Annotated in this window: 21 protein-coding genes and 3 pseudogenes; 12 read left to right on the top strand and 12 right to left on the bottom strand. The window is 68.2% G+C overall.

Annotation, left to right across the window (positions count from 1 at the left end; genetic code table 11):
* Nucleotides 1–266: 266 nt before the first annotated feature.
* Nucleotides 267–1,667 (bottom strand): IS701 family transposase, encoded by a 1,401-nt coding sequence (locus ACH47Z_RS45450; protein WP_399085977.1) that lies wholly within the window; start codon nt 1,665–1,667, stop codon nt 267–269.
* Between the two features lie 261 nt (nt 1,668–1,928).
* Between ACH47Z_RS45450 and ACH47Z_RS45445 the strand changes: the two genes are divergently transcribed.
* Together ACH47Z_RS45445 and ACH47Z_RS45440 are read left to right on the top strand one after the other, a co-directional pair.
* Nucleotides 1,929–2,267, top strand: coding sequence for a DUF6417 family protein (locus ACH47Z_RS45445; RefSeq protein ID WP_399085974.1), 339 nt, complete (start codon nt 1,929–1,931; stop codon nt 2,265–2,267).
* Entirely contained in the window at nt 2,264–2,830 is a 567-nt protein-coding gene (locus ACH47Z_RS45440) for a DUF6042 family protein (RefSeq protein ID WP_399085971.1), read from the top strand. Before ACH47Z_RS45445 ends, ACH47Z_RS45440 begins: the two co-directional genes overlap by 4 nt.
* Before the next feature lie 273 nt (nt 2,831–3,103).
* Here the strand turns inward: ACH47Z_RS45440 and ACH47Z_RS45435 are convergent, their stop codons facing one another.
* A complete protein-coding gene (locus ACH47Z_RS45435; protein WP_399085968.1) occupies nt 3,104–3,268 on the bottom strand; it encodes a hypothetical protein in 165 nt (54 codons plus the stop codon).
* Nucleotides 3,269–3,487: 219 nt separating this feature from the next.
* On the opposite strand from ACH47Z_RS45435, the gene ACH47Z_RS45430 reads away from it, so the two are divergent.
* Both ACH47Z_RS45430 and ACH47Z_RS45425 read left to right on the top strand, forming a co-directional pair.
* Nucleotides 3,488–4,111: a hypothetical protein gene (locus tag ACH47Z_RS45430; RefSeq protein WP_399085965.1), complete on the top strand. Its 624-nt coding sequence runs from the start codon at nt 3,488–3,490 to the stop codon at nt 4,109–4,111.
* Nucleotides 4,112–4,297: 186 nt separating this feature from the next.
* Nucleotides 4,298–4,705, top strand: a complete 408-nt coding sequence (locus ACH47Z_RS45425) for a hypothetical protein (protein ID WP_399085962.1) — start codon at nt 4,298–4,300, stop codon at nt 4,703–4,705.
* A 454-nt stretch (nt 4,706–5,159) separates the two neighbouring features.
* Here the strand turns inward: ACH47Z_RS45425 and ACH47Z_RS45420 are convergent, their stop codons facing one another.
* The 3 genes and pseudogenes from ACH47Z_RS45420 to ACH47Z_RS45410 form a co-directional block, all read right to left on the bottom strand.
* Nucleotides 5,160–6,230, bottom strand: a complete 1,071-nt coding sequence (locus ACH47Z_RS45420) for a TniB family NTP-binding protein (RefSeq protein WP_399085983.1) — start codon at nt 6,228–6,230, stop codon at nt 5,160–5,162.
* Nucleotides 6,231–6,677: 447 nt separating this feature from the next.
* Nucleotides 6,678–6,923, bottom strand: a pseudogene (locus ACH47Z_RS45415) (hypothetical protein); the annotation flags it as partial.
* Complete coding sequence (locus tag ACH47Z_RS45410; RefSeq protein ID WP_399085959.1) at nt 6,827–7,225, bottom strand: hypothetical protein; 399 nt, start codon at nt 7,223–7,225, stop codon at nt 6,827–6,829. The pseudogene ACH47Z_RS45415 and the gene ACH47Z_RS45410, both read right to left, overlap by 97 nt.
* Before the next feature lies 1 nt (nt 7,226).
* Here ACH47Z_RS45410 and ACH47Z_RS45405 point away from each other — a divergent pair, with 1 nt between their 5' ends.
* From ACH47Z_RS45405 to ACH47Z_RS45390, 4 genes are all read left to right on the top strand, one after another.
* Nucleotides 7,227–7,424, top strand: coding sequence for a hypothetical protein (locus tag ACH47Z_RS45405; RefSeq protein WP_399085957.1), 198 nt, complete (start codon nt 7,227–7,229; stop codon nt 7,422–7,424).
* An 11-nt stretch (nt 7,425–7,435) separates the two neighbouring features.
* Entirely contained in the window at nt 7,436–7,561 is a 126-nt protein-coding gene (locus ACH47Z_RS45400; RefSeq protein WP_399085954.1) for a hypothetical protein, read from the top strand.
* A 333-nt stretch (nt 7,562–7,894) separates the two neighbouring features.
* Nucleotides 7,895–8,524, top strand: a complete 630-nt coding sequence (locus tag ACH47Z_RS45395; protein ID WP_399085951.1) for a hypothetical protein — start codon at nt 7,895–7,897, stop codon at nt 8,522–8,524.
* An 859-nt stretch (nt 8,525–9,383) separates the two neighbouring features.
* The gene (locus ACH47Z_RS45390) at nt 9,384–9,761 is read left to right on the top strand and encodes a hypothetical protein (RefSeq protein ID WP_399085948.1); all 378 of its coding nucleotides are present in this window, start codon (nt 9,384–9,386) and stop codon (nt 9,759–9,761) included.
* A 69-nt stretch (nt 9,762–9,830) separates the two neighbouring features.
* Here the strand turns inward: ACH47Z_RS45390 and ACH47Z_RS45385 are convergent, their stop codons facing one another.
* The 6 genes and pseudogenes from ACH47Z_RS45385 to ACH47Z_RS45360 all read right to left on the bottom strand — a co-directional run bounded on the left by ACH47Z_RS45385 (nt 9,831) and on the right by ACH47Z_RS45360 (nt 15,493).
* Nucleotides 9,831–11,135 (bottom strand): helix-turn-helix domain-containing protein, encoded by a 1,305-nt coding sequence (locus ACH47Z_RS45385; RefSeq protein ID WP_399085945.1) that lies wholly within the window; start codon nt 11,133–11,135, stop codon nt 9,831–9,833.
* A 1,096-nt stretch (nt 11,136–12,231) separates the two neighbouring features.
* Complete coding sequence (gene ykgO, locus ACH47Z_RS45380; RefSeq protein WP_399085942.1) at nt 12,232–12,354, bottom strand: type B 50S ribosomal protein L36; 123 nt, start codon at nt 12,352–12,354, stop codon at nt 12,232–12,234.
* Nucleotides 12,355–12,407: 53 nt separating this feature from the next.
* Nucleotides 12,408–12,668, bottom strand: a complete 261-nt coding sequence (locus ACH47Z_RS45375) for a type B 50S ribosomal protein L31 (RefSeq protein WP_399085938.1) — start codon at nt 12,666–12,668, stop codon at nt 12,408–12,410.
* A gap of 58 nt (nt 12,669–12,726) precedes the next feature.
* Nucleotides 12,727–12,891 carry a 50S ribosomal protein L33 gene (gene rpmG / locus ACH47Z_RS45370; protein WP_225102430.1) on the bottom strand — a complete coding sequence of 55 codons (165 nt, stop codon included), beginning with the start codon at nt 12,889–12,891 and terminating at the stop codon, nt 12,727–12,729.
* A pseudogene (locus tag ACH47Z_RS45365) lies at nt 12,861–13,368 on the bottom strand (DsbA family protein); the annotation flags it as partial. The pseudogene ACH47Z_RS45365 and the gene rpmG, both read right to left, overlap by 31 nt.
* A 1,162-nt stretch (nt 13,369–14,530) precedes the next feature.
* Nucleotides 14,531–15,493, bottom strand: coding sequence for an alpha/beta hydrolase family protein (locus tag ACH47Z_RS45360; protein WP_399085935.1), 963 nt, complete (start codon nt 15,491–15,493; stop codon nt 14,531–14,533).
* Between the two features lie 166 nt (nt 15,494–15,659).
* Between ACH47Z_RS45360 and ACH47Z_RS45355 the strand changes: the two genes are divergently transcribed.
* Nucleotides 15,660–16,256 carry a TetR/AcrR family transcriptional regulator gene (locus ACH47Z_RS45355; RefSeq protein WP_399085932.1) on the top strand — a complete coding sequence of 199 codons (597 nt, stop codon included), beginning with the start codon at nt 15,660–15,662 and terminating at the stop codon, nt 16,254–16,256.
* Nucleotides 16,257–16,971: 715 nt separating this feature from the next.
* Nucleotides 16,972–17,079, top strand: a pseudogene (locus ACH47Z_RS45350) (transposase family protein); the annotation flags it as partial.
* Between the two features lie 209 nt (nt 17,080–17,288).
* Here the strand turns inward: ACH47Z_RS45350 and ACH47Z_RS45345 are convergent.
* A complete protein-coding gene (locus ACH47Z_RS45345; protein WP_399085929.1) occupies nt 17,289–18,395 on the bottom strand; it encodes a ricin-type beta-trefoil lectin domain protein in 1,107 nt (368 codons plus the stop codon).
* Between the two features lie 1,165 nt (nt 18,396–19,560).
* On the opposite strand from ACH47Z_RS45345, the gene ACH47Z_RS45340 reads away from it, so the two are divergent.
* Together ACH47Z_RS45340 and ACH47Z_RS45335 are read left to right on the top strand one after the other, a co-directional pair.
* On the top strand, nt 19,561–21,003 hold the full coding sequence (locus ACH47Z_RS45340; protein WP_399085927.1) for a ricin-type beta-trefoil lectin domain protein: 1,443 nt from the start codon (nt 19,561–19,563) through the stop codon (nt 21,001–21,003).
* 104 nt (nt 21,004–21,107) lie between these two features.
* Nucleotides 21,108–22,655: a glycoside hydrolase family 27 protein gene (locus ACH47Z_RS45335; RefSeq protein WP_399085980.1), complete on the top strand. Its 1,548-nt coding sequence runs from the start codon at nt 21,108–21,110 to the stop codon at nt 22,653–22,655.
* The last annotated feature ends 187 nt before the right edge of the window (nt 22,656–22,842 follow it).

The raw sequence follows: 22,842 nt of genomic DNA, 5'->3' as shown, positions 1-22,842 counted from the left end.
GGTCCCCGCGTGGTGTTGTTTTTTCCTCCTGGTTTGGGGGGGGGGTGGGGGCTGTGGCCGCCCGGCCCCCACTGAGGTGTCCTCTGAGTCCCCACGGGCCGGCTCCGGCCTTTCGTCTCAACGAACCGAGTCGACCTGTCTCATCCAACTCAGTCCACACAGGTCACCGTCATGCGGAGGCCTAACTTCATTGAGACAGGACACCGAGGCTGTGGTGCGGTGGAGGGCGCAAGGCCGATGCCTCCCACGCCGCCCACGGGAGTCACCTATCGGTAGTTCGTTAAATCCGGAGGTAGAGGTCGATGCCGTGTCCCGTGGTGACCGCGTCGATCAGGGCCTGGAGTTCGCAGGGTGGGTCGGTGTCCGTCCAGGCTCGCCACCATCGGGTGAGGGTGATGGCGGGGGTGAGCCAGGAGCGGATGGCTCGTAAGGCCCTTGGCCAGCAGGGCGGTTGCTGGAGGGGTATGCCTGGGCCCCTTCTCTGGGCCCTCGTCGGGGCACGGGTCCGGCGCGGTGGCGTCCAGGGGTCCCGGTGGGGCGAACCACTGATCCCAGCAGAAGGAGAAGGCGCAGTTGACCAGGGTCTGGTGGCGGCGGATGGCGCGGTCGGAGCGGACTTGGAAGTCGGCCCAGCCGAGTTCGTCCTTGGTCTGTTTGTAGCTCTGCTCGATCCATGGCCGCAGGCCGTAGAGGCGGACGATCTCGGCGAGGTCGGACGGCGGGTGTGGGCCTGTGGTGGCGTGGGGTGCGTCGGGGTGAGGCAGGTTGGTGGCCAGGTACCAGGTGGCCTTCTCCGGCAGCGTGGCTGGTTCGGTGGTGGCTACGACCAGCCGGCAGGGTGAGTCGGGTCCGTAGCCGCCCAGGCGGGCATCAGCGGCCCACCAGGTCTCGGTGTGCCCGTCGCGGAAGTGACGCTCCACAGCCGTCCAGTCGCCGGGATGCTTGGCATCCTGCCAGGTCAGGGCGTGTGCGGCTTCGATGGGTGTGTGCGGCTCGTGGGCCGGGGCCCAGACACCGTTGCGCGGCTTGAGGGCTACTACGTAGGGCAGGCCGGCTTCGCGCAGTGCGAGGTACCAGTCGTCGCTGACGGAGTAGGCGCAGTCCGCGACCACCGCCCGGCAGCCGAAGCCCGCCTCCTTCCCGCGGACCGCGAGGGCAGCAGCCAGCTGCGGCTTGGTGCGGAAAGCCGGATCCGAGCGGCCGCGGGCGAAGTGGTGGGCAGGAGTGTAGGGAGTCGCGTGCAGCGGGTAGTACACGCGGCCGTCGGTCCACACCGTGGTCACCGTGACGATGCCGTTGTCCGTCTTGCCCAGCCGGCCCAGCCACTGACGGCCCACGTGCGCGGTGGCCATGCCGTCCTTGCGATCCCCGGAATCGTCGACCACGATGACCCCGCCGTCATGCGGAGCGGTCGCCGGCTGCTCGCGCAGCAGCTCAAGCCGCCGGTCGTTGACCTGCTCGACCTCCCAGGGCGACTCGGACAGGAAGAACTGCAACCGCTGCACCCTCGGCATCCCCGCGCCCGCCACCGGCTCCGCCCCGGCCAGACGGGTGATCGTCTTGTTCCGCTCCCGCGGCGTCAGCAGTCCGGCCAGGTACTCGCGAAAGCCCCGCCGCTGGGCCAGGCTGAAGAAGAGGTCGTCGAACCGGGCCGCGTAGTCCTCCAACGGCCCCGGCGCAGGCGGACACGGACGGCGAGCGGTCATCTTCAGCCCCCAGCAAAGCAGTTGACTCCTCCCACCGGCCTACGACCAACCCAACCTGACGTCAACCCACACCACCGCCGGATTTAACGAACTACCGTTACTCAGCTTGAACTCGTGGAGTCCGGTGGCCCGTGACGTTCTTGATCGTTGCGGTACGACGTCGTCATGCGGTACGCGCATGGGGGCGGGCTGACGCCCAAGGAGCAGGAAAAGTGAGAGCGGGTGCGTCTTGAGGCGGCCGAGCGGTTCGCTCGTGGGCAGAACGCCGAGGCCGTCGCGCGGGAGCTTCGGGTGACGTCGCGGTCGGTGCGGCGTTGGCGGCGGGAGTGGCATGCACCGCCAGCCGAGGGCCTGGCCGACAAGGTGTGTACCGCGCGCCAGCTCGGCAGTCTGTGGGTTCTGCATCTGACCGAGGAGCAGATCGCCTCGGTGGCCTACGCCTTCTACCTGCGCTCGATGGGCGGTTCGCTCGCCGAGGCCAACCGGTTCGGCCGCCAGTACGGTGTCGCCTACCGTGCCACCGGCTCGCATGGCAGCCTGCGGTTGATCAGGCTGCCATGAACCCGTCTGTCTGCCTGCCAGCGGCTGACAAGCGCGACCAGTCGCCGCTACGGCGCGGTGCTCGCACGTCGTTCTGGGTCAGGGTGTTGTCGGGAGCTGGCCGTCCGTGCGTGGGTTCTGCCGGACGAGGGAGGCGTTCAGGGCGGTGGCGAACGCGCACCACGGACGGCACCCGGTGGTCGATGCCCGCCGCGCTGCCGTTGCCTGGTGACCTGCTGCTCCTGGGCGCCGACCTCGCCAAGCGGCTCGACCGGGTCCGCTGGGCAATGCGCACCGGTCCGCTCGTCGACGGCCTGATCAACCACTTGGTTGACGATTTCGGCGGGCCGCAGGAGATCCTCACCTCCGTGGACCGACTGGAGGGTGCCACCAGCCAGGATGCCGACGACGTCCGTATCGCCCTCACCGAACTCGTGGCCTCCGGTGAGGCCCAGGTGCAGCGTGGCCAGGAGCCGGCACACTTGGAACGCCTGGAGGCGCACCAGCGCTTCCGCCTGGTCATGGGCTGGGTCCACTTCCACGGGAACCGGGCGCAGCTGAGTATCAAGGGTGACGAGGTGTGACGGAAAACGTGCCGGGCACCGTGGGGAGGACGACACGCGGGGCGTCGCCATCTGGCAGCAGCTTGCCCCGATAGCCGGTCCCGCCCCGCCGCGCTCACGTCATCCGGGACGGCACCGCTCGACAGGCGCAGACGCTCCTCTTGACCGACGCCGAAGCTGCTGCCTGGCTCGCTGCCGGAGAGATCTGACCCCGAAGCCCGACACACCACCGGCTGCGGGATACCAGCCATCATCTTTCGGGGCCCGGCCCGGCCCTTTTCAGCACTGCCTTACTCACGATGTGGCGAGTAGGAGGGTCGCCACGCCGAAGCCGACGGCGGCCGCCAAGGTCAGTGCTGGCACGACGCGCGGCTTCATCAGCGCGATGGCCCCTACGGCAGCGGCCGAGAGGATCGCCACGGCGAAGATGAGTGCGAGCAGGATTTGGTCGGTCTTCACAGATTCTCCTGGTGATCGGATTCCGCCCGGCGGCTCCGGGCCAGCAGCACGGCGGAGGGCCACGGGGCAGCCCCGCGCCCCGCCTGGGGCTGCGCTTGATGAATTCAACGCCCCCATCTTTCACGTCAATTGGGCGGATAGCATCGGTGTCGGACTGCCAGGAAAATCGCGTTCTGGTGGCATCGATCAGGCGTTACGGGAGCCCCAAAGGAGGCGCGCGTGAGCACGCTGGTCTACTCGTTCCCAACCGGGGCCGAGCGGCTTTGCAGTGTTGGGGCGCAGTCGCCCATCCCAGTCGGGGAAGGGCTTGTGGTGCCGGGCGAAGTGGATCTTGCGGTCGTGATGCCAGACCTGACAGTGAGATTCCGCGCCACGATTGCTCCTGGCATCGTTGTGACCCTCACCGACGAGCCGGTCATGCGCTACGACTGCCTTTGTTACACCTACCCGGCCGAGACGTTCCGGTTGGTGCTCGCATGCGGACTGGCCGCCCTTGCCCGGCGGGGGATCGAGACTGTTCCGGCCAGCAAGGGGCCCCTGTGCCCGGTGATTCCCCATGACCCCCTCGCCGCTGCCATCGTGGATCTGATCGGCCCGGAAGGCGGCAAGCGCATCGAACAGATGCGGACAGCGCTGCGCGTGCAGGCCGAGGCACGAGCGAGGAAGGCTAACACTGCGAGGGCCGTCGCGGGTGCTCTCTACGTCAGCGAGCGCACTGCTCACCGCCTACTGCGCCAAGCACGGGATCTGGAATTGCAGCCGGCGGACTCCCCGCAGGCGGGTGCTCGTCTCGAAGGGACAGCGACCGTTGACCCGCACGTCCCGCCTGATGCCTGTGAGTAAGCGGACGGGCTTCGGACGGCGAAAGCATCGAATCCGTCGAAAGACACCCGGACGTACGCGAACGTCTCGACCGCATCCTGGCCGCGTGTCCGGAACTCCGGCGAGTCCATGGCCTGGTTTTGAGTTCGCCACGATACTCATCGGGTCGTCGCGGTCGAACACCCACCAATGCGCGGAAAGGGCCGGGTGCTGGGTGTGCGCCTGGGTGAGGCGGCGGGTGACGGCGGCCGGCGTGAGCAGGCGACGCGGTCGCTCCAGGACGACGACGTGCTCGCCGCGGCGCACGATCAGTGCGGGTGGTATATCCCTGCGCTCTCCGGTGAGTTCGGCGTCGATGCGCAGGCTCAGGTTCGCCTGGGGCAGGACGCGCAGCAGCTGGTCGCGCAGGGCGAGCATCGTGGTGAGGTCGGCCTGGATGTTGGCCTGGTGCTGGGCGGGGGCCGGGCAATGGTCGGCACCGGAGGAGACGGTGTCGTGGCGGAAGCGGGGTGTGAAGCGGGAGGCGGGGCTCGAAGGCCACTGCAGGATCAGCCGGTGGCCACAGGCCAGGCAGCGGTAGCGGCCGCCGGCGCGGCCGTGGGGAAGCTGCGCTGAGGCGTCGGCGTGTTGTGGTGTCTGGTGGGGGCTGGGGCGGTGGGTGGGTGGTGGCGGGGACATGTGGGGTGTGGATCCTCGATGATTACGATTTGTGCAGATAATCTCACTCTATGTAATCGGTCCGGATGTTCGGCCTGGGTGACGAAGGGGTCTGTTCATGGGTAAGTTCCAGCGCGTCGCGGTGGTGGCGGCGGTTGTGGGGCTGTCCGTTCTCGGTGTGGGTGACGTTCGGTGGGGGGTTTGTTGATGTATGCGGTGGTGGTTGGCCTGGTGTGTTGCTGATTGGTTGAGAGGTCTGGGTGGTTGGTTCGAGGGGGGAGTGGGGTGTGTGAGCTGGGGTTGTGTCTTATTCGCTGAGTGGGGCTGGGCTCGTTGAAGGTGTTGCCAGCGTGTAAGGGCCCGGTGTGTGTTTGTGCTGGTCGGGGCTGTTCTGATTGCTCGGCGGGTGGGGTTAGCGGGTTCGGGTGCGGGGGCGGTGGTGGGTTTCGGCGAGGTGGTCGAGGCGGATGGCTTCGAGTGATGCCTTGGTGATTTTTTCGGTGCCGTCGTGGATGGCGGTGATGGCGGCTTGGCGGCTTGGCGGATGAGGCGGGTGAGGGATCCGATGCGGCCGGCGGGTGCGCTGGTGGAGGTAGGGGGCGTGGCGGGGGAGGGTGCCGGGTTTGTGCCGTTGGAGGTCGAGGTTGTTTTCGATGTCGGTGATGACGTCGGTGAAGGGGTGGTGGGTGCCGTGGCGGGCGGGGAGGGGGCCGCAGGTGATGAGGGTGGCGCGTCCGGCGAGTTGGGCACCCCGTGTCCCGCTGAAGAGGGGTGTGTCGGTGACGTTGATGCCTGCGTAGACGAAGGTCGTGGGCAGGCGTTCGGTGAGGTCTTTGATGAGGTCGGCGGTTTGGGCTCCGGTGGTGGTGCGGGGGTCGAGGCGGTGGATTTCGTCGATGAGGACGAGTTGGACGCCGGCCTGGGTGTAGGTGTGGCAGACGGCGTCGGTGAGCTGGGTCTGGGCCATGCGGGCGGTGACGGGGATGCCGAGGTAGCGGGCGAACTCGGTGATGAGGGTTTTCGCGGTGGCGCCGGGCGGGACGAGGACGTACGCGACGGGTACCGCAGCGTGGGCTGATCCGGGCGATGCGGGGTTTTCGCGGGTGCGGGCGAGGTGGCAGGCGCGGCCGACGTGGAGGAGCGCGGTTGTTTTGCCGGCTGCGGCGGGGCCGGTGACGATCAGGGAGGGCCGTGCGGTGGCCTGTTGGTGGCGGCCGAGGATCATCAGGGTGCGGACCTGGGCGGCGAGCTGGCTGATGGCGGGGGTGCGGATGGTGACGAAGCTGGAGTGGTAGGCCAGGCGTTCTTCGATGCTGCGGGGCGGGTCGTCGGGCTGGGGCGGGGTGACGGGGTCGGTGGTGGCGAAGCGCTGCCAGCCTTGCCAGGTGGTCAGCGGCCAGGGCGGCTCAGCCGCACCGCTGTTGCCCGTGCTGATGGGTGCGTTGCTCGGGTCCGGGGTCCTGGGGTGTGGGGTGTTCACCACTTGTCGGCTTCCTCGTGTGCGTCGTAGAGCCCGAACCCGGTGGCCGTGGCGGTGGGGGAGTCGTCGTCGGGCTGGTCGTCGAGGTCGTCGATGCTGTCGTCCTCGCTGTCTGTGCTGGGTCGCCGGCGTGCTGACCGGTGTTGTGTCGTGAGTGTCGGGCTGTGGGGAGCGCGACTGTGGTGCGGGCCATGAGGGCCTGTTCGGTCTTGGTGGCGTCGCCGCTGTCGATGCGGCGCATGAGCTGGTCGAGGGCGTCGGCGAGGTCGGCTTCGTAACTGTCGGCGTCGCCGTGGTTGCTGTGCAGGGCGAGGGTTTGATGTGCTGCCAGGTGCGGTCGTTGAACGGCTGGTGGACGTGGTCGCGGTGGATCCAGGGGACTTCGGTGAGGTGGCCGTCGGGCAGGCGGACCCAGATCTTTCGGACGTCGTGGGGGTTGTAGTGGATCTCCCATTTCGCGCCCCGTCCGGCGATGGGGGAGAGGCGGCCGCGGTAGGGGGCGAGGAGGTCCGCGTCGTAGGTGCGGTGGTGGATGCGGATACCGGAGGCGGTGATGGCCTGCCAGCGCACGGGCAGCAGCTCAAGGTAGTCGTGGCCGGTCAGCGGGACCGGCACGTACCCGCGACGGCGACCAGCGCGGCCCACATCTGGTTCGGCGTGAGTGCCTTGCGGCGCATCATCGGGTGGCGCAGGCATTCGTGGGGGCGGTGGTGGTAGTGGACCAGCCATTCGTCGAGGAGGTCCTGCAGCTGGGCGACGCTGTAGCAGGCTTCTCGCTCGGTTTCGGCCCCGCGGCGGGTGACGTCGGATCCGGTGTAGCCGGGCAGGTGCTGGCAGAACAGTGCGTTGATGGTGCCGAAGGCGTGCTCCGCGATGCCTTTGGCGGTGGGGGCGTGGGGTGGGGAGGGCTGGACGCTGATGCCGAGGGTTTCGCAGGCGGCGGTGAACGCGGCGGAGACGAAGACCTTGCCCCGGTCGACGACGATTGTCTCGGGCACGATGGCGCGCTTCTTGGACGCGATCGCCCGGCTGCCCCAGGACCAGATGGACGTCATCGTCCTGCGCCACCTGTGCGACGTCCACCCCGACGCCGTGCCCGGCATCGTCGGCCTGACGCCCGCCATGACCCACAGCCTGGACCGCTACGCCCGAGGGGCGCTGAACGGCCTCAACCTCCCCACCGACACCCTGGAGTGATCACCCCGGCCATGAGCATCATCGACGACCTTCTCGCCAAGTCCCGGCTGCTGCCCGATCCTCAAATCCCCTCCGACGTCGTCCCGTACGACGACATCGCCTATCCCGCATTCACCGACGGCGGCTGGCTGCTGTGAGACGGTGACGGACCCGACGTCGCCGACGACGACGCCGCGCAGCGCCTGACCTCCCTGTGCCAGGCAGTCCTCGCACGCTGCACACCCGATCAGCTCGCCGACTTCCTCACCGACCAGCTGCCCCAGCCACGGACCGCCTGGATCCTCGGCTGCGCCCTCCAACTCGCCGGCGCCGACGACGGCGCCCGCTTCTGGTGGCAGTACGCCGCCGGCGCCGGTGACGAACCCCCGTCCTGCGGTGACGCCCAGGCTGCCGCACTGTGGCAGGCCCAGGCCGGGGCCTGCACACCCGATGCCGATGATGCGGTCGGCGACGACGCTCCGGCGTACCGCATGGTCACCGCCGACAGGAGCCTGCCCACCGTCCTGCGCATCCTCAGCCGCCTCACCCACACCACGCCCCGCCGGCACACCCCGACCGCGACCGCGGTCATCGACTTCGTCGCCACCGCCGTCGCCATCGGCTACGACATCCACCCCGACCTCGAAATCCCCGTGCCGGGACCCAACTTCGCCGAACACCTGGAAATCATCGTCGCCGCGACATCCCCCACCTGCCCCGCGGTTCCGCCGTCATCTGCACCCCAGCCAACCTCCTCCCGAACGCAGAACGGGCCGGAGGAGGGGCTGCCCAACCGGCCCGCGCCGGAGAGTCCCGCCGAACGCACGCCTGTCACCGACGCCGTCCAGGAGCCCGAGCGGCTGCTCGTCGAAGTGACCGCAGCCGGACACGAGCCCGAGTCCGCGTCCACCTTCTTCGAAGAGGCCGTCGCCGTGTGCTGGAAAACCGCCACCGCCGCCCGGACCTCCGCCAGTCCCGATGGACACAGCAGCCGCCGCGCCTACTACCTGGATCGCTTCCGCCATCACACCCCGCGGGCGCGGTCTGTACAGGCTCTGCCACCCGCCTCCTCAGGGGTCGGGGTCCAGGCCGCGAGCGCGTCACGTTCCCGTGCGCTATAGTTGATCTTGAGCTGGTCGCCGCAAGTTCGGGCGGCTGGTGCTGCGTTGGTGGTCCAAGGAAAGACGGTCCGCTTCCTGCGGGGAAATGCAGGTGCAAGGCCTGCCCGGCGCTCGGTTAGGGGCCCGGCCGTGTACTCGGCCGGGCCCTGCATCTTGCTCACCTTCACCCGGGCTGGATGACTGGACCGACCGTGACTGGGAGAACTACCGGGCCCGGGTCGAAGACGGCGAGGGCAGCGTGAGGGCGATCGACGCCGTCCAGCGGCGCCGCCGTCGCCAAGTACCAAGCGAGACGTCGCAGGAGAGTGCACCGTGACCGGCGCAGGGGCGCTTCCCCCGTAGCCGCCAGGGCCCCATCTGACAGGCCTCGAAGACAGCCGTCTGACAGCAGCCCGACGAAGGGAATCGCCATTGCCACGCAGCGAGCCCGCCGCGCTCGCGGGACTCGACGGTGTGAGGAGGCGTGCGCCTGTGCGCCCGGGGGCCCGGGGCGTAGCGCTGTGTGGGCGTGGGGGAGCATCTGCTCAGATGTTGGTCGTCTGTGAGGGGTTGTCATGGGTTCGCTCGGTCGCGCTGTTCCGCTGGTGGTGCTGTCCTGCCTTGTGCTGGCGGGGTGTTCGTCGTCCGGGTCGGATTCCGGAGCGAAGGGTGCCGGGAAGAACGGTGCGTCGGCCGCCGGGCCGTCCGGTTCAGGTTCGGCGGTGCCTGCGGGGTCGGTGGGGAGATTCCGGTGGGTGCGGGTCCGCAGTCGACGTATACGGTGCAGGAGCAGCCGCCTGCGGGCAGCTGCAAATGCCGGTACGAGAAGGGTGAGCCGCTGCCGGATCTGAAGTGCACGCCGGGTGCAACGTCGCCGGCGGTGACGCAGGCGAATCTGGCCACGACGATCTGCCGCAAGGGCGGCTACACCAAGGGCATCCGCCCGCCGGCGGCGATCACCGGCAAGGAGAAGCGGCTGAACGCCGCCTCCTACGGCTATACCGGCAGTCTCGGCGACGCGGAGTACGACCACGACCTCAGCCTTCAGCTCGGCGGTGACCCGAACGACGCCCGCAATCTGTGGGTGGAGCCGGCCGACCCGGGGCACAAGGCGAGCACGGTGACCAACTTGAAGGACCCGGTGGAGACGAAGCTGCACACCGCGGTCTGTTCCGGGAAGGTCACGCTGAAGGCCGCGCAGCAGGCCATCGTCACCGACTGGACCACTGCGCTGAACAAGCTCGGTCTGGCTGCCTGACGACCTGGCCTGTCCGATAGCCGGGAGCGGCCGTATGCCGCAGCCTCGATCTCCTGCGGCAGTATCCCCTCAGCTGGCGGTGACGCCGGCTTGGTTTGCCCAGGCGGTGATGCGGCTGCGCTCCGGTTCGGCCCATGCCGAGGTGTTGATGGTGCCTTCGCGGGTGATTTGGGAGGCTTCGGCCAGTCCGTAGTGCTGGAAGAGATCGCTGAGCAGGAGAGAGGTGGCTTGGGCGAGGCCGGTTCCGCCGTCGGCGAGGTCGTCCAGAAGCGCGTGAGCGTGCCCGGTGGCGGTTCGGTTGGCGGTGGTGCTGACGCGGAGCGCGGTCTGTTGCCCGGGAACCTGTCGCTCGTGGGCGAGGTGGATGGCCTGCCAGCGGGGCCCGCCGGGCAGTGCGACGGGTGAGTGGGTGTGGGTACGGCTGAGGAGCCGTGCGCGGATGGCTGTGGTTCCGCTGGCGCCGGTGCGGGTCACGGCGTGTCGGGCGAGGTGGCGCAGGCCGGACATGACCAGGGTGACGATCTCGTCGGTGTCCGCGCCATGGGGCCAGGGGTTGGTCTCACTGGTCTCCAGCAGCCAGGCAGACAGGGTGACGGCCCAGGATCCGGAGCCGTCACTGTGGAGTTCGGCGACGTGATTCGCGGGCTGTTCCTGGTCGAGGAGGATGATGCGGCGTGGCCCGACCCGGGACTGGGTGAACGTTTCGTTGGCGCGCCCGAGCAGAGGGACAGAGTGCAGTTCCTGCTCGGTGACGTGCCGGACGGTGTGGTTGTCGATGGCCATGTCGCCGGGGATGTCCGGCACGAGTGCCAGGGTCAAGAGCGCCGTTCCCTGGCCGTGGATGTGGATGTCTTCCGCGAGGTGGTCGGCGGTGTTCTCCGCGTCTTGGTCGACGTGGACGATGCGGTCGCCTCGTTCGTTGAGCTGCTGGAAGCGGCGCCGGTAGGCGGTGGCGACTTCCGTCTCGGTCAGCCAGCGGGTGGTGTCGCCGTCGCGCCGCGGGTACGCGAGCCGGTGGTCCTGGTTGTGTTCAATGACGGCGTGGGGGGCGTCCAGACTCCGTGGCACCGCGATGAGGAGGATGCCCTGGTTGGAGCCCGGGGCGTCTTCTTTGGCGATCAGTTCGATCCTTGGTGTGGGTCTGACGTTAGAGGCCACGATGGCGCGGATCTGGCGCAGGCGTGTGTTGGCCAGCGCGGCGATGTCCTTGGCCAGTTCGGCCTTGTTGTCCCTCTCATAGTGGGTGGCCTTGTAGTCGAGGTCCTCGTCCTCGCACGCGTCCGCGTTGCCGACCAGGGCCTCCAGCTGACCGTAGGTGATCTGGTCGAGGAGTCCGCCGAAAAGGGCCTCGATGCGGTGGAAGCGGGCAGGCATGGCCTCAACTTAGCGGTTCGCTCGCGGCGCGCACCGGGCTTTCGGGCTCCGGACTGGCCTGTTGCCGTACTGACAACACGAGACTCCATGCCTATGTCGTCGAAGCCCCGCCCGTGGGCAAAGCATGCGGCAGCCAACAGCGTTGACAAAATGTCAGTAAAATGATAAAAGTTATCTTGACATGTTCGTCTGCTGAGCTGTGGCCATGGTGACGGGTTCGACTCCGTGGTTGATGGTCTTGGTGTTGCTGCTCCTACTCCTCCTGGCCGCCCATGCGGCATGGGAGCTGTTCAGGAGCGTTATGGAAGTCTGCGAAGCGGACGAGACGGACACAGAGGTGACGGCGCAGCCGGAGCCTCGGGAGGCTAACCGGAGCAAGGATGCATCGCTGTTGGAAGGAGGTGAGAGGCGCAAGATCGGCTTTAGGGAAGGAAGTCACATGGCGATGAGAAAGTGCAGGAAGTGGGGCACAGTTGCCCTGCGTTTTGCTGAGACGTCAGTCGAGTGGTTCCACCTGGCCCAAGCTGAGTAGACGAACATGTCATGGAGGGCGCAGGCCACTTGACCCCCTCCTCTACGCCCAGTCGAGTCCGAGTTGCTGGAGCCGCTCGGTGGTGAGCTTCCCTCGCCTGGTCTTGGCGTTGGACAGGAACACCCCGAGTTTGATCTCGGTCCTGTCCGGCAGAGTCTCTACGTGGGATCGGCTGATGGGCCCTACAGAGCCCGTACGGGCCTTGTACGGCGCCCTGAGGGCCTCGATGCCCCGCTCGAAGGCCCCAGAGGTGCCCTTGGCGGCCTTGGCGGGTGCTTCCTGCTCCGGCGGGTGCGCTGCCCCGTGCAGGCCGCCGCCGATCGTCTGGCGGCACCGTCCGCCGGCCGGGCGTATGGGTGTCGGGGGCCCAGGCGGCTCCCCACGGCCGGAACACCTGCCCGCACGATCGGCCCCCGGACCGGGGGTCAGTCCGTCCGCCGACGTGGCGTGGGGGAGCCACGGCCGCCGGCCGGCGGGACCGGCCCGACCGATGTCGCGCCCACCGGACGCGGAGCGGCCCGGCACCGTGTTGCTGGTGCCGGGCCGCCGGTGTGTGTCGGTGTTTCAGCCCTGGCGGGCCTTGAAGCGCGGGTCCTTCTTGTTGATCACGTGTGTCACGCCGTGCCGGCGGACCACCTGGGCGCCGGGCTTGTTCTTGAGCGAGCGCAACGACTTGCGTACCTTCATGGCCGTCTCCTTTCCGTGCGGTCGGACCGGGGGCGTCGTCGACGGCACTGCGGTCAGCGGCCGGCCCGAGTGGTGCTTTTGTAGCGTCGCTCGAACCGCTGGATTCGTCCCGCTGTGTCGACGGCGCGGGAGGTGCCGGTGTAGAAGGGGTGGCTCGCTGATGAGACCTCGACGTCGACGACGGGATAGGTGTTGCCGTCCTTCCACTGGACCGTGTGCTGCGCGGCGGCGGTGGAGGGGACGAGCAGTTCGAAGCCGGCCGCGCGGTCGCGGAAGAGGACGGGGCGGGAAACGGGATGGATGCCATGCCTCATGACGGTGTCCTTCCTGGGTGCCCCTGTCGCCCGGGGTGCCGGGCGACAGGGGCGGGGGTCAGCGTTCTTCGCGGAAGAGGACGTGGGCGCCGGCCTTCGGGTCGTACTTGCGCAGGACCAGCCGGTCGGGGTCGTTCTGGCGGTTCTTGCGGGTCACGTAGGTGACGCCGGTGCCGGCAGTCGACCTCAGCTTCACGACGGGCCGCGTGGTGCTGCGTGCCATGAGGTGCCCCTTTCACGTGCACCCGAGCCGGTTGACCCGGGCATGTCAGGCAAGATGTACAACGGCATCCGCCGGCCCCGCATTCCCGGCGCCGGCGGACCTCGGCGCGTGACGAGCGCCGCCCTGGTCCGGGCGGCCCGCACCGCCGCCGAGAGGCTTGCGATGTCGTAGGCACCGTGATGCCTGCGCCCGTTCAGGAAGAAGGTGGGCGTCCCCGCCACCTGGCTGAGGTCTGCGGACTCCACGTCCTCGGCGATGCGCCCAGGACCTTGGGATGCCGTAGGTCCCGCTCGAAGCGCTCCACATTCAGGCCGATGTCCCCGGCGTACCCGCCCAGGTGATCGAGACGCGGCGCGCCCTGGTGGCTCAGCAGCCGGTCGTGCATGTCCCAGTAGCGTCCCTGCGGCCCGCCGCGGCGCCCTGTGCCGCCAGCTGCGCGTGCAGGTGGATGTCCGTGAGCGGCAGATGCCGCCACACGGGGAAGACCACCGGATCCCGTCCCGCGATCCGCCACCGGTCCAGGTCACTCCTGGCGTCGCCGCCGGCGACCTGGTGCAGCCGGGGCGGCCAGACCTTCTCCTGCTCCCAGTACAGGGCCTGGTCCCACCAGCGGCACACCACCGCATACGCCAGGGCGAACACCCGCTCCGCCTCCACGCCAGCCCGCCCCGCACCCCGCGCCACACCTGCCCCCCCCCGGCCGACGCGCGGCCACGACCTCTGGCAGGCCCCGCAAATCCAGTCCCTCCAGCGGCTGGTCGGCGTCCGCGTCCGGTTGCCACCGTGCATGCCGTGCGCAGACCCGGTCCCACCGCTGCGCGTAGCGCACGACCCGCGCCCCGGTCCCGCAGCGCCGTTGTGAGGTTCGGCCGTGATGTCACTGGGTTGTTCGGCTTCGGATGTCACTGACCTGTAGGCATGTTGGAGCTGTTCAGGGGTGGTTGGATCGATTGATCATGGTGACAGTTTCCCGAACCTGCGGAGACCCGAAGCCGTATCGGCTGGTGTCACGTTCCTCGTATCTCCTTCGTGCGCGAGCACACGCGTGCATACGAGACGGGACGGCAGGACGGCGGCGGGGCCCAAGGGGTGCCGCGTGGCGGGCGTGCCGCGGTTTCAGGCCCGCGTGGTCCGCGCGTGATGATCTGCGGGTTTTTGTCGGTGGTTGTTCGGTGTCGTGATGTCAGTGCGGTGGTGGGAGTTCTCGCGCTGTTGTCCGGGGTGGTTCTCGTTTCGGTGTCCGGGGTGGTGGATGCGCTTGAGTGGGTTGATTGGTGTTGTATTGCGGGGTGTTTAGGGTGGTTTTCGAGGGGGCGGGGTGTGGACAGTGAAGTGAGGATTGCTGGTCACTGGGTGAGAATTACCTGGTCAGCGGGATGGCGGCTCCTACAACGACGAAGACGGGTAGCCGCGGGCCCCATACAAGTCAAAGGCGGTCCAGCCGGAGGCATCTGCTATGCCTCCGGCTGGACCGCCCTGTTCTCGCCCGGGACCGGTGCGAATGCGGGAAGGCCGTGGTTCTCTGGACGACGCGGAACGTCGACGTCCCTGTGTGGGACGGGCGCGGCCCAGTCGGTGATGACGACGATGGCGGCGACAACGATGCGGACCGCCCGCTGTAGGGCTTCGCCGCGGCTGCCTACTTGGATTCGACTTGTCCGGCCGGGTCGGCCCCGGTCGTCAGCGCCTCGCACGCCGCCTGCCAGGCGTGGTCGTCGGGCTGGAACTGGGTGCGCAGGTAGGCCGAGGTGAGGCGTGCGAGGGCGGCGACGCGTGCGGGGCTTTCGTCTGTGGTCTCGTCGGCGTCGTATCCGGAGATGCCGCCGAGCAGGTGCTCGGCGCCGAAGAGGGTGAGCAGGGTCTTGGGTGCGGGGGCGAGGCGGTAGGGGTCGGTGTGCCAGTCGGGGCCGACGTCGGTGAAGTGCTTGGAGTCGTCCTGGTCGCCGGCGACAACCAGGGTGGGTGTGGTCATCGTGGAGAAGTCGGTGGTGTGGAAGAACGGCACCATCTCGGCCATCGGTCCGTTGAGGATGTCGCCGCCCCTGCCCGGTGCGGCCAGCAGCACGCCTACCTTGATCCGGGGCTCGAGCAGGTTCACTACTTCCCCGGTGTCGGGGTCGGCGCTGCGGGCGCCCAGCAGGAGGCCGGCGGTGTGGCCGCCGAGGGAGTGCCCGGCGACCGCGATCTTGTCGTGGTCGATGCGCCCGGCGAGCTGCGGCACGGTCTTCTCGATCTCGTCGAGCCGGTCGAGGATGTGGCTCATGTCCTTGGCACGTGAGCGCCAGAAGAAGGGGGCTCCGGGGGTGTCGGCGAGCTGACGGCTCAGTGTGCAGGAGCTGAGGTGGGTGGGCTGGATGACGACGAACCCGGCTGCCGCCCAGAGATTGGCGATGGGCGCGTACCCGTTCAGCGAGGAGAGGTTGTTGGAGCCGCCGTGGCCGTGGGAGAGCAGGATGACGGGCAGGCCGGTCCCGGTCGCGGGTGCGGAGACACGGACCTGGAGGTCCACGGGCCGTCCGGGCACGGACAGAACCACCGGGCTGTACGACAGGACGGGGGCGGGCGAGCCGAAGGTGGCGGCGGTGTCGGTGGATGCAGTCATGGCGGGGGGTTCCCTTCTGGAGCCTGCGCCGTTGCCGGCACCAAGCCGGGCGGTGGCAGGCGAGTGGTCAGGCACGTCCGGCCTCAGCTAACCTTAAGCGGAACGCTGCTCCTCTTATTATTCGGAACGATGTTCCGTTTTGTCAACCGCACGGGAAGGAAGCCTCGTGTCCACCGAGAACCCTGGCGAGAAGGCGTCGGCCCGAACCAAGCGGGCCGACGCGGTACGCAACCAGCAGACGCTGCTCACCGCCGCCGCCGAGGTCTTCGTCACCTCGGGCGTCGACGCGCCGATCCGCCAGATCGCAGCCAAAGCGGGCGTCGGGATGGGGACGATCTACCGCCACTTCCCGACCCGGGCGGATCTCGTCACCGCCGTCTACCGTCACCAGATCGAGGCATGCGCCGAGGCAGGCCCAAGCCTGCTGGCCAGCGCCGACTCTCCGTTCGAGGCACTCCGTCAGTGGATCGACCTCTTCGTCGACTTCCTGATCACCAAGCACGGACTCGCCGACGCCCTGCAGTCGGACAGCAGCCGCTTCGCCGCGCTGCACACCTACTTCCTCGACCGCCTGGAACCCGTGTGCGCGCAGCTGCTCGGCGCCGCGGTCGACGCCGGCGACATCAGGCCCGGCACGCAGCCCTACGAGCTGATGCGCGGCATCGGCAACCTGTGCATCGGACGCGACAGCGACCCGCGCTACGACCCTCGCCGATTGATCGAACTGCTCCTCCAGGGACTCCAGCAACCCCAGCCCGCCTGACAGGACGAACCGATGCACCCCGGCGGGCAACGCTCTCACAAACGGGTATGGGGTGGCTGCGGGCCGGACAGAGGCCGGGGGACGCCACTGGAATGTTCGGCTTTGTGTGTCACTGACGTGTGGGTGTGTTAGTGCTGTTCAAGAGCCTTTGGACCGGTCGGTCATGGTGACTGTTCTCCGAATCTGTGTGACGTGAAGTCGTGTCAGTCGGTGTCGTGTTCGCCGTGTCTCCTTTGCGTTCTGTCTTCGTGGGGCCGTCTGAGCGCGCGGAGTTGTGGCGGTTGTTGTCGGGTGGGGCGGGGCTGGTGCTGACGTTGTGACGTGCTGGTTGGTCCGGATGCCTGTTGTGGCCCCGAGGGTCGGTAGCACATGTGTCTGTCGAACTGGCGGGAACGTTTTGTTGTCACCCGCCCGAGTGAGCGGTGAGCGGGAGGCTGGTGCGCGGCTCGTAGCCTTGCATCAGACGCGTCCGTCACAGTCATGCGTCTGGCTGAACTGACCTGTATGTAACCGCTGTTCGTTGTTGGGGGCTGTACGTGATCACCGTGTCGTTATCCGTCCGCCCGCCTTGTGGGTGTCGGCGCCGGCGACGAGACTGGATGTCGCCTCGGAGACTGCTCAGGCGGGCTTGGGGCGGCGTCGGGATGAGTTGCGGCCTGCGGCGGTCCGGCAGTTGCTCGACTTGCGTGGGGCGGGGGAGTTGACCACCGCGCATGTGCGGCTGGTGGTCACCTACTGGCGGACCAACCTCACCTTGCGGCAGATCTCCTTGCTGTTCGGGATCTCCCAGTCCGACCTGCTGAGCCCGTTTTGGAACCTGGCCGAGGGGCTGGCCGGCTACGGCGGGTTGCTCGGCACCAAGCGTGGCGACTCCGGTGCGGGCGGCCAGACGAACCGGTCCGATCCGGTGGTTGCGGCGAGGTTCCACGAGGTGCGCCTCGGTCACGGGCGGGGTGCGGCGTGGCTGGCGGTGCCCGACACCGATGTTCCCCCGGGACCGCGCCCGGGAAGCTCCCGGTCCCGGGAGCGGGGTCATCCGGCGGTCAGGGTGGTCCACTGCTGGTTGGAGCCGCCGTTGCAGTCCCACAGCTGGAGTTGCGTGGCGTCGGCGGTGGAGAAGCCCGGATCGTCGAGGCAGCGGCCGGAGACGGGGTTGCGGTAGCCGCCGTTGTAGGGCTGCCAGACCTGGTTGGAACTGCCGTGGCAGGCCCAGATCTGCACCTTGGTGCCGTTGGCGGTGTTGCCGCCGGCGGCGTCGAGGCACTTGCCCATGGAGCGCAGGGTGCCGTCGGTGTAGAGCGACCAGAGCTGGTTGGCGGCGCCGTTGCAGCTCCAGATCTGGACGGCGGTCCCGTCGGCGGTGTTGGCGCCGTTGACGTCCAGGCACTTGCCTGCGATGCCGGACTGCACGGGGGCGGGGGCGGGGGCGGGGTTCTTCAGCCATCCAGTGCTGTCCGCGGACCGGATGCCGCGGTGGAAGGCGTCGGCCATCTTCTGGTAGCCCGCGTCGTTGGGATGCAGTTGGTCGGACAGGTCGGCCGGGGTCAGGCTGCTCATGTCGACGTATGCGACGTGTTTGCCCGCGGCCTGTGCGTCGCTCACGATCTGGGGGATGGCCTGGTTGTACGTGCCCCGCCACTGCTCCTCCGAGGTGTTGGCGGACACGATCAGGGAGGCGACGAGGACGGTCGCGTCGGGGACGTCGGCGGTGATCTGGTTGACCAGCGACTTCAGCCCGGCGATGGCGTCGTTGGCCCCGGAGGCCCCTATGAGGTCGTTAGTGCCGATATGCAGCGTCACGACGTTGGGCCGGTAGCGAGTCAGCGAGGCGTCGGCGAGTGCGGCGATCTCGTTGATGTGGTACCCGGGGTGGCCTTCGTTGTCGGGGTCGGACATCGAGCCGTTCCGCACCGAGCCGACGAAGTCCAGCGGGTGGCCGTCCGCCGCAAGCTCGTTCCACAACGGGCCCCGGTAGCCGTTGCCCGTACTGCTTCCCACACCCCAGGTGATCGAGTCGCCCAACGGCATGACCCGCAAGGGCGTGTTCGAGGCGGCGGAGGCGGGGGTCACACCTGTCGCCGTCACCCCGAGCGCGGCAGTGACAAGTGTGAGCAGGGGGAGAATCCAGGACTTTCTCATGCAGGCGTCCTCTTCTGCGAGTGAGCGCTGAATCAACGCGCTGATCGCCGCTTGTGTCAGCAGCTCGGCCGTCGTGCCGTCCCGTCGGCATGGGCCGCCTGACGTACTGTCAGGAAAGCGTGGGGTGGAGAGCCTCTTGCTCGGTGAGCGTTGACAACATCGAACCTGTACGGCGTCCCCGTCTGCCCCGGCCCTCCTGTACCGAGCGGTCGCCCCGAACCGGCCCCACAAGCGCACTCGTACAGGTACCACGCTGATCCCCGTCTTGGACATCCCATGAATACCAGAAATCAGGATCGGTGGCGCAGGGGCGAATTCTGCGTGCTTTCGTTCCGTTGACACTGCTCCTATGGCCTGTTCGCCACTTTCTCCCTCGCCAGCGTCGCCCCGCGGACATCCCATGTCTGGTTTGTCGGTGCTCGACCCGCCGATCGCGCCCTGTCCAGGGCCTGCTCCTCGTCGCGCTGGACCAGCACACTGTCCCCGCGCATACCGCAACTGCCCACCACCGACCAGCCTACCCCGCGGCACCCGACGCTTTCCCGACCAGCTGAAAACGGCGTGTTAACGGCGAAAGAGAGGCCCGCCTTCGCCACCCCGGGGGCACCCACCTCCCGAAGCCGCCGCCACGGACCCCGGCGACGTCGCCGCACGGCCCGAAACCACCACCCGCGAGCCAGTGCACGGCGGAGACCCCGCATCGGCACCCCACCATGGCGCCCGCACCTTGCTCCGAGCGGCCCACGACCTCACCGCGAGTCCCGCAACGCCCGCGACAACGGCGCGTAATCCAACATGGTCAAACACCAGACAGGACAAAAGTCTTGACGATCGAAACCCCTCATCCATACGCTCGGCCCGCCATCAAGCCCTTCGAGCAATCCGGATCGCACCGGCCGCCCCTCTGGCCGGCGCGATCGCATCTTCACCCCGGCTCCAAGTTGATCCAGTCGAGCAGACCGCCTTGGGAGCGCACCCGACTCTCGGGCTGCCGGTCACCCACCACGTCGTGGCCGCCCGCCGTCCCCACCGGCGGCCGGCAGCGCCAAAGCACCGTGACGGAGTGAACGTGAAGAGACCGAACGGTCACCTCTCGAGGTCGAGACGGGGGACTGCAGCGGCGGCGCCAACCAGCAATAGAACCTTGGACAGTTAAGGAGCACCGGTGCGACTCGCCAGACAGAGCACCCGACTTCTCAGGACGATCGGAGTGATCGCCGCCCTGCTGATGGCCGTGCTCGGCCTCCAGGCCGGTGTCGGACCAGGCGCGCACGCCGCGACCAACCAGTTCCACGGCCTGAACTGGGCCGACCCGAACGACAACTTCGTCACCGGCGACATCACACCGGTGGGCCTGTCCACCTCCGACAGCTACGCGACCACATACGCGAAGGCCACCTCGATCCTCAAGGGCTACCAGGCACTCGGTGCCAACACCGTCCGCATGGGGTTCAACCGGGCGACCGTCTCCGGCAGTTGGTGGAACGGCTATACCGCGGCCTTCGACGCGGCCAGTGACCTGGGCATGAACGTCGTCCTTGCCCCCTGGCTGCAGAACGGCGTCATCGGCGACACCACGACCTTCTACCAAATGTGGGACGTGGTGATCAACAAGTACCTCGGCAAGAGCAACTTCTACTTCGACATCATGAACGAGCCCTGGGGTTACACCGCCAGCCAGGAGGCCGACGTGGCCGCGGCCTGGGTGGCGCACTACCCCAGCGTCCCGCGGGGCAGGATCATCGTTCCGGGCGCCTGGTCCGACCAGAACCTGTGCACCGTCGGGGCCGACTCGCGCCTGACCGGCACCCTGCTGTCGATCCACATGTACACCCTCGGCGGAGAAACCCACCCCGACGAGGCCGGCTGGGTCACCAGCTTCGAGAACGCCCTGTGCGGTTACGACAGCCGTGCCGTCCTCACCGAGTTCGGCGCTCCCATGAACACCGGCGTCAACTATGACGGTCCGCGGGACGGCACCAACGACGTGTCATACCTCTACGCACTCACCGACACCGTGCGCAACCGAGGCATGGGCTCCCTCCTCTGGGTCGGCGTGAAGTTCGCCAACCAGACGCAAGGTCCTGGTCCCTGTGAGAACGCCTCCTGCGCCATCACCTCCCTCCAGGGCACCGGCACCAACTACTCACTGAGCATCAACAACCAGTCCGGCCTGGACCGGCTCCAGTACGGCTGGGGCGGCACCGGTGGTGCCGGCACGGCCACCACGGGTCCGATCCACGCCATCGGGTCGGGCAAGTGCCTGGATGTACCCGGCTATTCGCAGACCAACGGCACCCAGGCGGTGATCTGGGACTGCAACGGCGGCACGAACCAGACCTGGACCAGCACCTCGACCAAGCAACTCACCGTCTACGGCGGTGCCAAGTGCCTCGATGCGGCCGGCACCGCGGCCGGCGCCAAAGTCGAGATATGGGACTGCAACGGCGGCACCAACCAGCAGTGGAACCTCAACTCCAACGGCACCATCACCGACGTGCAGTCCGGACTCTGCCTGGACGTCACCGGCGCCTCTACCGCCGACGGCGCTCTGGCCGAACTGTGGGCCTGCAACGGCCAGTCCAACCAGCAGTGGACCCTCGGCTGACCGGCGGAACACCCTATCAGGCAGGAGCTCGACGAATGATCCTCCGTAGCCCTTCGACCGCACCGCCCCGCGGACGCCCCGCCAGCCTACTGCTCACCGTGCTGATGTTCCTGGCGCTGCTGCCGGTCTCGGCGCTCACCACGGCCGCACCCGCGCAGGCCCTGGACAACGGCCTGGCGCGGACCCCGCAGATGGGGTTCAACGACTGGAACGCCTACGGCTGCAACGTCTCCGAGTCCCTGATCAAGGCGACGGCGCTGGCCATGCACAACAACGGCATGCAGGCCGTCGGCTACCAGTACGTCAACATCGACGACTGCTGGATGACCAGCAGCCGCAACTCCGCCGGCCAACTGGTGCCGGACCCGGCGAAGTTCCCGGACGGCATCTCCGGCACCGCCGCCTATGTCCATTCTCTGGGGCTGAAACTCGGTATCTACGAGTCAGCGGGCACCCAGACCTGCGCCGGCTACCCCGGCAGCCTCGGCCACGAGACGACCGACGCCAACTCCTTCGCCTCCTGGGGCGTGGACTACCTGAAGTATGACAACTGCTACAACCAGGGCATCAGTGCGCAGACCCGCTACACCGCGATGCGCGACGCACTGGCCGCCACCGGTCGGCCGATCCTGTTCAGCCTGTGCAACTGGGGCCAGGAGAACGTGTGGACCTGGGGTGCGGGTGTCGGCAACAGCTGGCGCACCACCGGTGACATCACCGCCAGCTACTCCAGCATGCTGTCGATCTTCCACAGCAACGTGGGACTGGCCTCCTACGCCGGACCCGGCCACTGGAACGACCCGGACATGCTCGAGGTCGGCAACGGCATGTCCGCCACCGAGGACCAGAGCGAGATCAGCCTCTGGGCCGAGATGGCCGCCCCGCTGATCAGCGGCACCAACCTGGCCAACGCCAGCTCCAGCACGCTCGGCATGCTGACCAACCCGCGGATCATCGCGGTGGACCAGGACTCCCTTGGCAAGCAGGGCACCGAGGTGTCCGCCTCCGGCGGGCTCGACGTGCTGGCCAAGCCGTTGGCCAACGGTGACGTGTCGGTCGCCCTCTTCAACGAGAACGGCAGCGCCGCCACCATCTCCACCACGGCCGCCGCGATCGGCAAGACTGGGGCCTCCAGCTACACCCTGACCGATCTGTGGACCGGAGCGACGTCCACCACCACCGGCACCATCAGCGCGAACGTCCCGGCTCACGGCACGGTGATGTTCCGCGTCGCCGGGGGCAGCACCGCGACCACCGCCAGCGGCGAACTGCACGCGGTCGGCGCGGGCAAGTGCCTGGACGTGCCCGGAGCCTCGACCACAGGCGGCACACAGGTGCAGATCTGGGACTGCTTGGGCGGGTCCAACCAGATCTGGACGCACACCTCCGCCAACCAGTTGACCGTCTACAGCGGCAGCAGCCAGATGTGTCTGGACGCCTACGGCGGGGGCACCAGCCCCGGCACGAAGGTGGCCATCTGGCCGTGCAACGGCCAGACCAACCAACAGTGGAACCTCAACGCCAACGGCACGGTCACCGGCGTGCAGTCCGGGCTCTGCCTGGACGTCACCGGCGGCTCCACCGCCGACGGCGCTCTGGCCGAACTGTGGACCTGCAACGGGCAGACCAACCAGCAGTGGTCCCTGGGCTAGCGGTGGTTTGTTAGAAGCCATCCGCATTCCGGGCGTGAGCGGGTGTGATCGAACAGGGTTCCTGTTCGGGTGATCGTGACGGGGTCGGCGCATGAAGGCAGACACCTCACGTTGCTATGCCGTCAAGCTCTCGGGATCAGCTCTCCATTCACGGCGTGGTTGTAGAGCCGGCGGTGTCACTCGTTGG

Origin of the sequence: Streptomyces sp. NPDC020192 (assembly GCF_044388685.1) — a bacterium.
GTDB lineage: Bacteria > Actinomycetota > Actinomycetes > Streptomycetales > Streptomycetaceae > Streptomyces.
Note: the sequence above shows the minus strand (reverse complement) of the source record. Positions and strands in the feature narration are given on the sequence as shown.